At 61.0% G+C, this 13609-nt stretch carries 11 protein-coding genes and 1 pseudogene; 7 read left to right on the plus strand and 5 right to left on the minus strand.

What is annotated here, in order from left to right; translation table 11 throughout:
- Positions 1 to 44: 44 nt before the first annotated feature.
- The 4 genes from V3W40_RS01235 to V3W40_RS01250 all read right to left on the minus strand — a co-directional run bounded on the left by V3W40_RS01235 (position 45) and on the right by V3W40_RS01250 (position 3848).
- On the minus strand, positions 45 to 986 hold the full coding sequence (locus V3W40_RS01235) for a hydroxymethylglutaryl-CoA lyase (RefSeq protein WP_330214286.1): 942 nt from the start codon (positions 984 to 986) through the stop codon (positions 45 to 47).
- A complete protein-coding gene (locus V3W40_RS01240) occupies positions 983 to 2176 on the minus strand; it encodes a CaiB/BaiF CoA transferase family protein (RefSeq protein WP_330214287.1) in 1194 nt (397 codons plus the stop codon). Before V3W40_RS01240 ends, V3W40_RS01235 begins: the two co-directional genes overlap by 4 nt.
- Before the next feature lie 68 nt (positions 2177 to 2244).
- Positions 2245 to 3174, minus strand: a complete 930-nt coding sequence (locus V3W40_RS01245; RefSeq protein WP_330214288.1) for a LysR family transcriptional regulator — start codon at positions 3172 to 3174, stop codon at positions 2245 to 2247.
- Positions 3174 to 3848 carry an NAD(P)H-binding protein gene (locus tag V3W40_RS01250; protein WP_330214289.1) on the minus strand — a complete coding sequence of 225 codons (675 nt, stop codon included), beginning with the start codon at positions 3846 to 3848 and terminating at the stop codon, positions 3174 to 3176. Before V3W40_RS01250 ends, V3W40_RS01245 begins: the two co-directional genes overlap by 1 nt.
- Positions 3849 to 4756: 908 nt before the next feature.
- Between V3W40_RS01250 and V3W40_RS01255 the strand changes: the two genes are divergently transcribed.
- Positions 4757 to 5944 (plus strand): MFS transporter, encoded by a 1188-nt coding sequence (locus V3W40_RS01255; RefSeq protein WP_330214290.1) that lies wholly within the window; start codon positions 4757 to 4759, stop codon positions 5942 to 5944.
- On the opposite strand, the gene yiaY is transcribed toward V3W40_RS01255, so the two are convergent.
- On the minus strand, positions 5911 to 7059 hold the full coding sequence (yiaY, locus tag V3W40_RS01260; protein ID WP_065928250.1) for an L-threonine dehydrogenase: 1149 nt from the start codon (positions 7057 to 7059) through the stop codon (positions 5911 to 5913). The genes V3W40_RS01255 and yiaY overlap by 34 nt on opposite strands.
- Positions 7060 to 7184: 125 nt before the next feature.
- Here yiaY and V3W40_RS01265 point away from each other — a divergent pair, with 125 nt between their 5' ends.
- The 6 genes and pseudogenes from V3W40_RS01265 to V3W40_RS01290 all read left to right on the plus strand — a co-directional run.
- On the plus strand, positions 7185 to 8201 hold the full coding sequence (locus V3W40_RS01265) for a DUF4917 family protein (protein WP_074844366.1): 1017 nt from the start codon (positions 7185 to 7187) through the stop codon (positions 8199 to 8201).
- A gap of 111 nt (positions 8202 to 8312) precedes the next feature.
- Positions 8313 to 8852: an RNA polymerase sigma factor gene (locus V3W40_RS01270; RefSeq protein ID WP_027604372.1), complete on the plus strand. Its 540-nt coding sequence runs from the start codon at positions 8313 to 8315 to the stop codon at positions 8850 to 8852.
- Positions 8849 to 9817 carry a FecR family protein gene (locus V3W40_RS01275; protein ID WP_065947344.1) on the plus strand — a complete coding sequence of 323 codons (969 nt, stop codon included), beginning with the start codon at positions 8849 to 8851 and terminating at the stop codon, positions 9815 to 9817. Before V3W40_RS01270 ends, V3W40_RS01275 begins: the two co-directional genes overlap by 4 nt.
- Positions 9818 to 9944: 127 nt before the next feature.
- The gene (locus V3W40_RS01280) at positions 9945 to 12515 is read left to right on the plus strand and encodes a TonB-dependent receptor (protein WP_074844363.1); all 2571 of its coding nucleotides are present in this window, start codon (positions 9945 to 9947) and stop codon (positions 12513 to 12515) included.
- Between the two features lie 102 nt (positions 12516 to 12617).
- Entirely contained in the window at positions 12618 to 13532 is a 915-nt protein-coding gene (locus V3W40_RS01285; protein WP_065928256.1) for a DMT family transporter, read from the plus strand.
- Positions 13513 to 13602 (plus strand): annotated as a pseudogene (locus tag V3W40_RS01290) (outer membrane lipoprotein carrier protein LolA); the annotation flags it as partial. The gene V3W40_RS01285 and the pseudogene V3W40_RS01290, both read left to right, overlap by 20 nt.
- Positions 13603 to 13609 lie beyond the last annotated feature (7 nt).

Below are 13609 nucleotides of genomic sequence, written 5' to 3' on the forward strand. Positions count from 1 at the left end.
GACTGCTCACAGGCGTCCGATTGTTTTTGTTGTCTGGTATGGCGTTACAAAGCGGCGATGTAGTCCGGCGGCAGATGCAGGTCGCAATTGCGCCCGGCCTTGGCCACCTGGCCGGGTAATTCATGGCCCAGCAAGGCCGGCAAGCGGCGGGACAGGCTCAGCAGGTGCGGCAGGTCGACTCCGGTGTGAATGCCGACCTCTTCACACAGGTTGACCAGGTCTTCGGTGCAGATATTGCCCGACGCCCCCGGCGCAAACGGGCACCCACCCAGGCCACCCAACGCCGCGTCAAAACGCCGTGCCCCGGCTTCGTAGGCGGCCAGCACATTGCACAGGCCCAGGCCGCGGGTGTTATGAAAATGCAGGGTCAGGTCGCTGGCGGGCACGCGTTGCAACACGCGCTTGACCAGGCGTTCCACCTGGCGCGGGTTGGCCATGCCGGTGGTGTCGGCAAGGCTGATGCCCTGGATGCCCAGTTGCAGATAGGCGTCGACCAGTTGCAGTACGCGGTCTTCATCGATCCTGCCTTCGAACGGGCAGCCAAAGGTGGTGGCGATGCTGCCGTTGAGGCGTACCGGGTGCCCGGCGGCAAAGCTGACGATCTCGCCGAATGCCGCCAACGACGCCTCGCACCGCATGCGCATATTCGCCAGGTTGTGGGTCTGGCTGGCCGACATCACCAGATTCAGTTCATCGGCGCGCGACTCGACGGCGCGCTGGGCGCCCTTGAGGTTAGGGATCAGCGCAACGTAGATCACACCGGCTTTACGCTCGATGCCCTGGAACACGTGTTCGCCATCGCGCAATGCAGGGATGGCCTTGGGCGACACGAAAGAACCGGCTTCGATCCGCGAAAACCCGGCCAGGGAAAGCTGGTCGATCAGGGCGATCTTGTCAGCGGTTTCAACCCAGGTCGGTTCGATTTGCAGGCCATCGCGCGGGGACACTTCCTGCACGATCAGCGGGTCGCAATAGTCAGTGATCATTGCACCACTCCCGAGGTTTTCAGGCGTTGAATGTCGGCAACCGTAAGGCCCAGGCTGCCGAGGATGTCATCAGTGTGCTGGCCCAGGCTCGGGCCCTGCCAGTTCACGGCGCCGGGGGTTTCCGAGAGCTTGGGCACGATGCCGGGCATCTTCACCGACACACCGCCCGGCAGCTCGGCATTGAGCAACATGTCGCGCGCCTGGTAGTGCGGGTCGCTGACGATATCGGCCACGGAGTAGATGCGCCCGGCCGGCACTTCGGCGGCTTCCAGGGCGCTGAGCACCTGCTCGATAGGCAGGCTGCTGGTCCAGTGGGTGATGGCGGCATCGAGCAAAGCGCTTTTCGCCGCACGACCATCGTTGTGGGCGAATTCGGCGGCTTCGGCCAGGTCGGCACGGCCGATGGTGGTCATCAGGCGCTTGTAGATCGGGTCGCTGTTACCGGCGATCACCACATAGGCACCGTCGGCGGTCAGGTAGGTATTCGAAGGTGCGATACCGGGCAAGGCACCGCCGCTGCGCTCACGCACGTGGCCGAGCATGTCGTATTCGGGCACCAGGCTTTCCATCAGGTTGAACACGCTTTCCGCCAGGGACACATCGACAATCTGCCCGTCGCCCTGGCCGGTCTTGACCCGCAACAACGCCATCAGCGCGCCGATCACGCCATGCAACGACGCCAGGGAGTCGCCGAGGCTGACGCCGACCCGAGCCGGGGGCGAATCGGGGTTGCCGGTGGTGTAGCGAATCCCGCCCATGGCTTCGCCGATGGCACCGAAACCAGGGCGGTCGCGGTACGGGCCGGTCTGGCCGTAGCCGGAGATACGCACCAGGGTCAGCTTGGGGTTGAGCGCGTGCAGTACGTCCCAGCCCAGGCCGAGTTTTTCCAGGCCACCGGGGCGCAGGTTTTCGATCAGCACATCGGCGTCGCCGAGCAGTAGCTTGATCAGGTCCAGGCCTTCAGCGGACTTGAGGTCCAGGGCCAGGGATTTCTTATTGCGCGATTGCAGGTACCACCACAGCGAGGTGCCTTCATGCAGCTTTCGCCATTTACGAAGTGGATCACCCTGCCCCAGGGCTTCGATCTTGATCACCTCGGCGCCGAACTCGGCCATCAGCCGGGCGGCGAACGGCGCCGCAATCAGCGTGCCGATCTCGATCACCTTGATACCGCTCAAGGGAGCCGTCATGGGGTGTACCTCTTATTCTTGGAATGTGCAGCCAAGGCTAGAGGACAGGGACAGGAAAAATCCAACCGTCAGTTGGCAAGGAGCGTTCGCTGAATGCGAACGCTCAGGTAATCGAACAGCAGCCGGCTCACTGGCGACAACTGCGCCTCATCGCGCACCACCAGGATCAAACTGCGGTCCGACCAGGCATCGGTCAGCGGCACGGCATGCAGGCCCAGGGCACGGCCAAACAACTCATAGGCCTTCAGCGGCAGGATGCCGATGCCCATGTTCGCCTGGACCATCCGGCACATCGCATCAAAGCCCGGCACATGAATACGCAGGCGCAGTGTCTTGCCGGCCTCGCGCGCGGCGGCGTGGGTGCGCATGTTGATCGAGCTGGCGGCGTGCAGGCCCACGTAGTCACTGTCCAGGGTCTCGGCGAAGGCCAGGCTTTCGCGCGGCGCCAAGGGGTGATCCGCCGGCATCAACACCACCAGTTTGTCGTGGCGATAGGTCACGCTGGGCAGGCCCTTGGTGTCGGTATCACTGGAGCAGATCCCCAGGTCCGCCACCCCATCCAGCACGCCTTGCACCACGCCGTTGCTGGGGCGCTCTTCGAGGTCGGTTTTCACTTCGGGATGCAGCCCGGAAAAATCCCGCAAATCTTCCGGAAGAAACTGAATAATCGCAGAGAGATTGGCCAGCATCCGCACGTAACCGCGCACGCCGTGGCTGTGCTCGCCCAGTTCCAGGCCCATTTTTTCCACGTTGAACAGCATCTGCCGGGCATGATGCAGCAGGGTTTCGCCGGCGGCGGTGAGGTCCATGCCCTTGGCCCGTCGCACGAACAGGCTCACCCCCAGCACCTGCTCCAGCTCCATCAAACGCTTGCTGGCTGCCGACACGGCGATGGCTTCGCGGGCGGCGGCGCGGGTCAGGGTGCCCTCTTCGAACACCGCGACGAACAGCTGCAGGGTGATCAAGTCAAGGCGACGCACCAGGCTCTTGTGCAACATCAGGCGCGCTCGGACGCCAGGCGATTGATCTCGGCCTGTTCCACCACCGGTTGCGGCGCGCCATGGCGCACCGCTGCGAGCATCGCCCGGCCGACAGTCTCCGTGCTCACCACCCAGCCCGGCTTGACCCGACGCACCAACGACAGCACGGGCCCGAGCACGGAATAGAAGGCTTGATACAACGGCGTCTTCGAACGCACACCGTGCAGCGGCTGAATGATCCCTGGCCGGAACAGGTACACCGCCTTGAACGGCAGGCGCAGCAAGGCATTCTCGGTCTTGCCCTTGACCCGCGCCCACATCGACTTGCCCGCCTCGGAGCTGTCGGTACCGGCGCCGGACACGTAGATGAACGTCATATGCGGATTAAGCCGCGCCAGGGTGCTGGCGGCGACGAGGGTCAGGTCATAAGTGAGGTGGGTGTACTTGGTTTCATTCAGGCCCGCCGAGGAGACGCCGAGGCAGAAGAAACACGCGTCAAACCCTTGCAGCAGGTTTTCCAGGGGTTGGAAATCCAGCATGTCGCTGTGCAACACCTGATGCAACTTGCCGTGTTCCCGGGTCAGGGGCGTGCGGCCGACGGCGACGACTTCCTGTACGTCAGCGGCCAGCAGGCACTCGCGCAGGACGCCCTGGCCGACCATGCCGGTGGCACCGAATAACAGAACTCTCATCAAGTACTCCCTTCATCCATTTGGTTTCGACTACCCAAGAGACAGGTCCTTGAAGGCCATCGTCACATCCGGCCGGTAAGTGGACACCTTACTCAATCCTGCGGGATACGACCTCAACAAAACGCGAACGCCCCCCACTGCTTTCATTCACCCATCGGCTGGATGTCCATTGGAACTTACAAAATGTAGGAACTTACTCACAACAAAATGTCCATCCAGAGTAGCCCGCATGGGAAATATCTGACTTACCCTATCAAAAACTTCCCTTTATTGTTCTTGCCTTACCCAAGGACAGGTAAAGCAAGTGAGAAATATGCAATCAAAAAACCAGTCAACAAACCTGTCAACAAACTACAAGAAACCAATAGATCAGGCCGACAGCACAATCAGGTCGAATTTGCGAACTCAATGTAAAAGCTCAAGACAACAACCAACTTAAACATAAGCGAAAACCCTATCACTTCTGCACGACGACATATCTCGGCCTGTTAAAACCTCGTGTGCAGATGAAATAGAAGTAAAAATAGCGCCTCACAATGACATGTGCCGGATCGAAGACTTAGGTAAAAAACGTAAAAATGTCGCTTACTTCGCAGACGGCGCATACAGCATGAGAGGATTAGCAGACATTGATAGCCTGCTCTATTTGAAAGCGGGTTACGGACTCTTCCTTTATCTGGATAACTGCCACGACCTGTCAGCATTTGGAGATCATTGCTTTATTCAAAGTTGAAAGACTTAATACAGGAACACAAATACGCAAGCTAAATTGCGCATCAACTATACCCAACCGCCACATACGCACTCTTACATCTCAGTGAGCATAAGTTTCAATCATTGTTCGTATCTATACAGAGGAAGCCATTTACGATGACGTACGCAGAACTTAAGGCGCAGGACGCCGCCCCTTGAAAAACACCACCCGTCTCGCCCTCGCTTGCTGCGCCGCCTTCCTCGCCCAAGTCGGCATTAGCAGCTATTTGCCCGCTGTGCCGGTCATCGCCCAGTCCCTGCTCGCCGCCGAGGACTACGTCGCACTGGCCCTGGCGGTGTACCTGATGGGCATGGCGCTGCCGATGTTGCTCTGGGGCAGCCTGGGGGAGCGTTTTGGCAGAAAGCCGGTCCTGTTGGCGGCGCTGGCGATATATGCCTCGGCAAGCGCGGCGATTCCATCGGCATTTAACGTCGAATCTTTTTTGTCATTACGGCTGATTCAGGGTTTGGGGGCGGGTGGAGTCGCGGTCATGGCCAGGGTGTTGGTGCGGGACAGTTTCAGCGGGGCGCTTTTGGCCAGGGGGTTGTCGTGGCTGGGGATGACGTTTGTGATCGCGCTAGGTATCGGCCAGTTCATGGGGTCGCTGTTGCAGGTGGCCTTCGGCTGGAAGGCCATTTTCTATGGGTTGGCAATAAGTGCTGTCACGTTGATTGCTGTGTTGCAAAGCGTGGTGTTTCCGTCAGCGAAGAAGGCTGATTCGCCAGACTCAGCCTGGCGGATCTACACCACGATTGTGCGTCATCCCCCCTTTCTACACGCAGCATTGGCCGGTGGGCTGGGCTATGGGGTGATCATTGCCTTCAACACCTGTGCACCGCTGATACTGCAAGGGCGTTTCGAGTGGAGCGCGGCGCAGTACGGCTGGCTGGGGTGGCCGATCAGCGGGGCCTATCTGGCGGGGGCGTTGATGGTCAACCGCTTCGTCGCGCGGATGGGGCGGTTGACGATGATGAGCTGGGGCGTGGCGCTGGCGTTAACGGGAGCGGCGCTGATGCTGTTGGGCAGTGTGTTTGCCAGCGGGATCGCGCTGTTGTTGTGGCTGCCCTATTGCCTGGCGATATTTGGGCAATCGATGAGTTACCCCATCAGTTTGTCACTGGCTAATGATCAGTCGCCGGTCGGCGGTTCCTATGCCATCGCCTTGAGCGGCTTCATGCATCAGTTGATGGCGGCGTTGATCGGCGGCGTAGCAAGCCTGCTGGTGAATCAGCAGGCATGGCCATTGGCACTCTTGTGCGTGGCGTTGGCTGGCGGCGCATTTATATGTGCCGCCAGTTGCCGGACAGATCAGAACGCGCTGCGAAAGATCTCCTCAATCTGACGCTGATCGGCGCGCCGTGGGTTGGTCAGCCCGCACGCGTCCTTCAATGCATTGGTAGCCAGCAGCGGAATGTCCTGCAACTTGGCCCCCAGTTCGCGCAGGCCGGCGGGGATTTCAACGTCCTGGGACAACGCTCGAATAGCCGCGATGGCCGCCTGAGCCCCCTCTTCCACAGTAATACCCTGGGTGTCCGCGCCCAGCGCGCGGCCGACATCGCTCAAGCGCTTGGCACTGACGCTGGCGTTGAAGCTTTGCACATGGGGCAGCAGCACCGCGTTGCACACGCCGTGAGGCAGGTCGTAGAGACCGCCGAGTTGGTGGGCCATGGCATGCACGAAACCCAGGGACGCATTGTTGAACGCCATGCCTGCGAGGAACTGGGCATAGGCCATGTTTTCCCGCGCGGCCTTGTCGCTGCCGTCGCGTACGGCCAGGCGCAGGTTGGCGCTGATCAGTTCGATGGCCTTGATCGCGCAGGCGTCAGTGATCGGAGTGGCCGCCGTGGACACGTAGGCTTCGATGGCGTGGGTCAGGGCGTCCATGCCGGTGGCGGCGGTGAGGCCCTTGGGCATGCCGACCATCAGACTCGGGTCGTTGACCGACAGCAGTGGCGTGACGTTGCGGTCGACGATAGCCATTTTCACGTGGCGGGTTTCGTCGGTGATGATGCAGAAACGCGTCATCTCGCTGGCGGTGCCGGCGGTGGTGTTGATCGCCACCAGGGGCATCTGCGGCTTGCTGGATTGGTCGACGCCTTCGTAGTCGCTGATATGCCCGCCGTTGGTGGCGCACAGGGCGATGCCCTTGGCACAGTCATGGGGCGAACCGCCGCCCAGGGACACTACGAAATCGCAGGCGCTCTGCTGCAGCAACGCCAGGCCTTTCTCGACGTTTTCCACATTGGGGTTGGGCTTGGCGCCGTCGTAGACCACCGAATCGATGTCCTGCATCGCCAACTTCTCGGCGATCATGCTGGCCACGCCCGCCTTGGCCAGGCCCGCGTCGGTGACGATCAGCGCTTTGCGAAAACCGTAGTTGCGAATGGCATTCATGGCTTCGTCGAGGCAGTCGGTGCCCATGATGTTGACGGCGGGAATGAAGAAGGTGCTGCTCATGGCGAATCCTCGGATGACGTGTATGCCTACAGCATCAACCTCACTTGCCTGCGGCATCTTGACCAGGATCAACGCCGGCTCGTGATAAAGTCGCCATCCAGCCGATTTCGAGTAGACCCACAGCAATGAAGGATTTCCAGGATATTGACGCCCACCTTGAAGACTGGAGCACCCTGCGCAGCAGCACCGTCTTCAGTGGGATTCTGATCGGCAATGGCGCGAGCCGCACGATTTGGGAAGACTTTGCCTACGACTCGCTGTTCGAAAACGCACGCACCGTCGAAGAAAAACCCCTGGGCCCATCCGAGCTCAGCGTGTTCGACGCCCTGCAGACCCGCAGCTTCGAGCAGACCCTGGGGGCATTGAAAACCACCAGCCGAGTCAACAAGGCCCTGGCGGTCAGCTCGGCGGCACCGCGTAATCGCTACTACGCGATCAAGGAAGCGCTGATCAATACCATCCACGCCGTGCACATTCCGTGGCGGCTGGTGCAGCCGTCGACGCTGGCGACGATCAACCGCGAACTGGCGAACTACACCAGCGTGTTCACCACCAATTACGACCTGCTCAACTATTGGGCGATCCTGCACACGCCGGGCATCGACGACCTGTTCCGCAGCGCCGACTCGAGCTTCGACCTGCGCAACACCCACACCGATACCACGCGCATCCTCTACCTGCACGGCGGCCTGCACCTGGTGCGCAACCTTGACGGCACCGCACGCAAATTGCCGAGCACCGACAGCACCTTGCTCAGCAGCTTTGCGATCAACAACACGATCAAGACCCTGGACGATGTGCCGCTGTTTATCAACGAAGGCACGGTGCAAGAGAAGCTCAAGACCATCCGCAGCTCGGATTACCTGTCGTTCTGCTATGAACAGTTGCTGAGCCATGAGGGCGCGCTGTGCATCTTTGGCCATGACCTGGGGCCGCAGGACCAACACGTGGTGGATGCAATTCGCCAGGCCCGCCCCGCGACCCTGGCGATCTCGGTATCGGGCCGCAGCGACGGGTTTATTCGCCAGCAGAAGCGGCGGTATTCGCAGTTGTTTGATGGCAGTGGCGCGCAGTTGAAGTTTTTTGCGGCGCGTACGCATCCGTTGGGTGATCCCGCACTGTCAGTGCCTGTGGAACGCTGAGGCCCCTCCCACATTTTAAATCGAGTACATCCTTTAAATAGAGACAAATGACAATGATTCTCGATAGTATTCACGACTTTTCCACGTCGTGCTTCGTCAAGAAGGATATCCATGTCTCGTCCCAAGCCCGACCCGGTGTCGGCCGATGCCTTTCGCGGGTTCTATGCAGATATTCTGTATTTCCTGCGCAGACGCACGGACAACGCCAGCGACGCGGCGGACATGACCCAGGACGTCTTTACCCAGTGGCTGGACTACCGCGACCGGGCCAAGGTCGAACAGCCACGGGCATTTTTGTTCCAGATGGCACGCAACCTGCTGCGTGATCACTGGCGCAAACAGAAGGTACGGCAGACCGTCCACCCAGATCAGGCCGACAGGGACGCGGAACCGATCACCGACGAGCAAAACGACCCCATGGCCGCCGCCCAGCGCTTGCAACGCCTGGAACAGTTGAAAGAAGTCCTCGCCGAACTCTCGCCCCGCCGGCGAGAAGCCCTTATGCTGCACCGCTTCGAAGGCCTGAGCCAGGCGCAGATCGCCGAGCGCATGGGTATTTCGACGAGCATGGTGGAAAAGCACATCGCTTTTGCCCTGCTGCATTGCAAGCGACGCCTTCAAAACGACCCCGGCACGGAGCAGCCAGAATGAACCGCCTGAGCGACACCGACGGCCTGGATATCGAAGCCAGTGACGCCATCGATGCCCAAGCCGCCAGTTGGTTTGCGCGCAACCGTAACGACACAGGCCGTGCCGACCGCAAGGCCTTTGCCGCCTGGCAGGCCACGCCCGCCCATGCCCGCGCCTATGCCGAATTCGAGCAACTGTGGGCCGACCTGGCCCAGTTGCAGCAACTGAACAACCCCGTGGCGCTGCCCAAGCGCAAAGCATCGGTATTGCGCCCGGCCCTGGCCGTAGCCGCCGCCGTGCTATGCGCCGTATTGGCCCCCCACATCGGTGCGCCCCGCGAGTTGTATCACAGCCAGGTGGCGGCCCATGCCAAGGGCGTGCGCACCCTGAACCTGCCCGATGGCAGCACCCTGTCGGTGAATGCCAACACCCGCCTGCGCGTGGACTTCAGCGCCCACCAGCGCATCGTGCACCTGGACAAGGGCCAGGTGTATATCGAAGTGGCGGCCGACAAAGAGCGGCCGTTGTTCGTTCAAGCCGGCGAAGCAAATGTGCGGGTGGTCGGCACCGGCTTCGATGTGCGCCGCAGCCAGCAGCAACTGGTGGTCAGCGTCGCCCACGGCCAGGTCGCTTTCGAGCCATCCGCCAAAAGCCCCGTTTCCCTGCTCGGCGCCCAGCAACGCGCCATCTACAGCTACGCCAAGGGCACCTTGCAACAGCAAACCCTCACGGCCGAAGAAGTGGCCGATTGGCGCAGCGGGCACTTGTCATTCCGCAACCGTGAACTGGCCAGCCTGATCGATGAACTGGGCCTGTATCGCCCGCAGGCACCGTTGCAGGTCAGTAACGCGGTGGCGCACCTGAAAGTCTCGGGCAATCTGGACGTGAATGATCCGGATGCCCTGCTCAACGCCCTGCCCGCCCTGTTGCCGGTGAAAACCGTGGTCTCGGCCGATGGCATCGTGCGGATTGAACCGAGCAAATAACCTGCGAAGTTCTTATTTGAGAATATTTTGCATTCGCAGGTGTGGATTTTTTTGCCTGCCCCGTCTTCCTCCGGTCTGTATCTGATCAGCACACCTTTTTGGCCATTTGGCCGCTCCGGGGGATTCCATGTTTCGCGCGCCTTGCCACGCTTCGCACCTGTATCTTCGACCGACCCTCATCGCCACCTGCCTGACGTTCAGCCTCAGCGCCCAGGCCGAGTCATTCACCTTGCAACTGCCCGCCCAGGCGCTGGCCACGTCCCTGAGCCAAGTAGCGCAGCAGGCGAAGATCCAGCTGTTGTTCGATGAGGAGCTGCTCAAGAACGTGCAGGCACCTGCACTCAACGGTGACTTCACACCGGAAGTTGCGATTCGCAGCCTGCTGAAAAACGGCGCGTTCACCCTGATCAAGGTCGGCAGCACGTACGTGGTAAAGCCCGAAGAGGCCAAGACCACCCAGAGCGGCGCGATCCAGCTGGACGCCCTGAGCGTGATCGGCACCGGCAATCAGGTCGACTCCAGCACCGTCGGCCGCTCCACCCTGAGCCAGGCGGATATTGATCGCTACCAGCCCGACAACATTCCTTCGCTGCTGCAGACGCTGCCGGGGGTATTCATGGGCGGCTCTCCCAAGCCGGGGGGGCAGACCATGAATATTCGCGGCATGGGCGACGCCGAAGATGTGCCGATGACCGTGGATGGCGCGACCAAAAGTGGCTTTGAGCGCTACCAGCAAGGCACGGTTTTCATCGAGCCTGAACTGATCAAAAGCATTGAGGTGGAGAAAGGTCCTTACTCGCCCTTCACCGGCAACGGCGGTTTCGGTGGCACGGTCAACATGGTCACCAAGGATGCGCCCGACCTGCTCAAGGACGGGCGTAACACCGGGGCCATGACCAAATACGGTTACTCCAGCAACACCCATGAACAGGTGTACAGCGGCGCCGTGTATGGCCGCACCAACGACGGTCGCATGAATGGCCTGATCTACCTCACACAGCGCGACGGCGGCGACTTGAAGCTCGCCGGCACACCGCCCGACCCGCGCAATGAATACCCGATCAACCCCAAGCGCCTGCCCAACAGTGCCCAGGACGTAGAAGGCAAGCTGTTCAAATTCAACGCGTATTTTACGGATGAGCACAGCATGGGCCTGTCCTACTCCAGTGCAAAAAGTGAGCGCATGGCGCCCTTCTCAGCGAAATCCTACCCGTCGCCGCCGAACCAATCGGCCATCAACCGATATGGCTACGAAGGCGCACTGAAACGTTTTCTGGCCGACCGCGAAACGGTGGACACCACCTGGTCGGGCAAGTACGAATACCAGCCGCTGGACAACCCGCTGATTGACCTGAAGCTTAGCTACTCGGCGTCCAAGACCGACCAGACCGACGAGCGGGGCGAAAACGCAGTCATTGGCCTGAGCACCGGTGGGCGCAAGATGGAAACTTCATACTCCGATCGCCTCCTTGAACTGCGTAATATCAGTCTGCTGACCACCGGCCCACTGGAACATGCGGTGACCGCCGGCGTGCAGATTCGCAAGCACAATCGAGAAACCGAAAGCTGGATGCCGGGCGCTACCTACAACACCGCAAGATACAACTACGGGCATTTCCAGCCGTATTTCATGCCCCACGGCAAGGCCGATACCCACTCGTTTTACCTCCAGGACGCCGTGACCCTCGGCGATCTGACCATCACCCCGTCCCTGCGCTATGACCACGTGCGCAATCGCGGCGAAGCCAACGATGCGCCGTACTACAGCAACCCGGACCCGAGCGTCGGCCATGACTACAGCGACCGCACCTACACCGGCTGGTCGCCGCGCCTGGCCGCGTTCTGGAACCTGACCCCGGATGTGGCCTTCTTCGCCAGCTGGAATCGCACATGGCGTGCGCCGGTCATCGATGAACAGTACGAAGTCCAGGGCGCCGCCAGCACCCGCAGCGCCACAAGCCTCAACCTCGACCCAGAGCGCATCACTGCGATTACGGCGGGCAACGTGACTCACTTCTCCGGCGTCTTAACCCACGGCGATGACCTGCAGTTGCGCACCACGCTGTTTCACAACCGCATCGAAGACGAGATCATGAAGGCCACCGGCATCGGCTGTGAACGGCAAATGACGGTGCCGGGCAATATCGATACGGTGTGCAACGACACGGCCTCCAGGACCAACTATCGCAATGTGGGCGGCATGACCATCAAGGGCGTGGAGCTGGAAAGCTACTACGACTCAACGTACGTGTTCGGCTCCCTGACTTACTCCTGGGCTACGGGCAAACGCGATAACCCCTATACCAACCCGTGGGCAACCGACCGACACGTGTGGGCGCGGGACATTCCACCGGCCAAATGGGTGGTGGTGCTGGGCACCAAGATCCCGAGCTGGGATGCACAGGTGGGCTGGCAGGGCCAGTTCGTGCGCAAGACCGACCGCGTGCCTACAGACATCTACGCTGGCGGCTTGAATTCGACCATTGGTGACTTTATCTACGACCAGACTGAGAACGCCAGCTATGACACCCAAGGCCTGTTCGCCAACTGGAAACCGCAGCAGGCCGGCCTAAAGGGCACCGAGGTCAACTTCACTGTCGACAACCTGTTCAACCGCAGCTACCAGCCGGCGCTCAGCGGGGAAGGTGTCTACAGCGAAGGCCGCAACGCCAAGATCAGCATCACGCGCTTCTTCTGAAAACTGTACGGATAAATCCGCACCCAGCTGTAGGCCCTCAATCGGCGGGGGTTGTGGCTAGATGGGCTTCCCTTGAAGCCCTCTGGATTTCGGATCCCGCCCATGAGCTCGCGCGAAAACACCGGCATGGCCCTCGGCCTGCTGGGTGTCATCATCTTCAGCCTGACCCTGCCCTTCACCCGTATCGTGGTGCAGGAGATCCACCCGTTGCTCAACGGCCTGGGCCGTGCCTTGTTCGCGGCGGTCCCGGCGGCGGCGCTGTTGCTGTGGCGCCGCGAGCGCTGGCCGACCTGGCGCCAGGTACGGGGTTTGTGCCTGGTCATTGCGGGGGTGATTCTGGGCTTCCCGGTGCTGTCGGCGTGGGCCATGCAAACCTTGCCAGCCTCCCATGGCGCACTGGTCAATGGCCTGCAACCGCTGTGCGTGGCGCTGTATGCGGCGTGGCTGTCCCATGAGCGGCCGTCCAAAGCCTTCTGGGCCTGCGCGGCGCTCGGCAGCGGGTTGGTGTTGAGTTATGCATTGATCACCGGCGCCGGCAGTATCCAGGCCGGCGATTTATTGATGCTCGGCGCGATAGCCGTGGGTGGCCTGGGCTATGCCGAAGGCGGCCGGTTGGCCAAGGAGATGGGCGGCTGGCAGGTGATCTGCTGGGCGCTGGTGCTGTCCACGCCGGTGTTGATCGGCCCGGTGTGGTACCTGGCGGCGCAGCACCAAGGCGCGGTCTCGATGCGCGCCTGGTGGGCCTTTGGTTATGTGTCGCTGTTCTCGCAGTTCCTGGGCTTCTTCGCCTGGTACGCGGGGTTGGCCATGGGCGGCATTGCGCGGGTCAGCCAGATTCAGCTGTTGCAGATCTTCTTCACCATCGCGTTTTCGGCGCTGTTCTTTGGTGAACATATCGAGCCGATTACCTGGGTGTTTGCCTGTGGGGTCATCGTCACGGTGATGCTCGGGCGCAAGACCGCGGTGCAGCCGGCACCAGCTCCCTGTAGGAGCGAGCTTGCTCGCGAAGGTCGCTAACGATAACGCGGGAAACCTGAAAGCCTGCGGTGCTCTCAGGCTTTTCGCGAGCAAGCTCGCTCCTACAGTGGGCGGCG

This window comes from Pseudomonas sp. AM8, from assembly GCF_036346475.1.
GTDB lineage: Bacteria > Pseudomonadota > Gammaproteobacteria > Pseudomonadales > Pseudomonadaceae > Aquipseudomonas > Aquipseudomonas marginalis.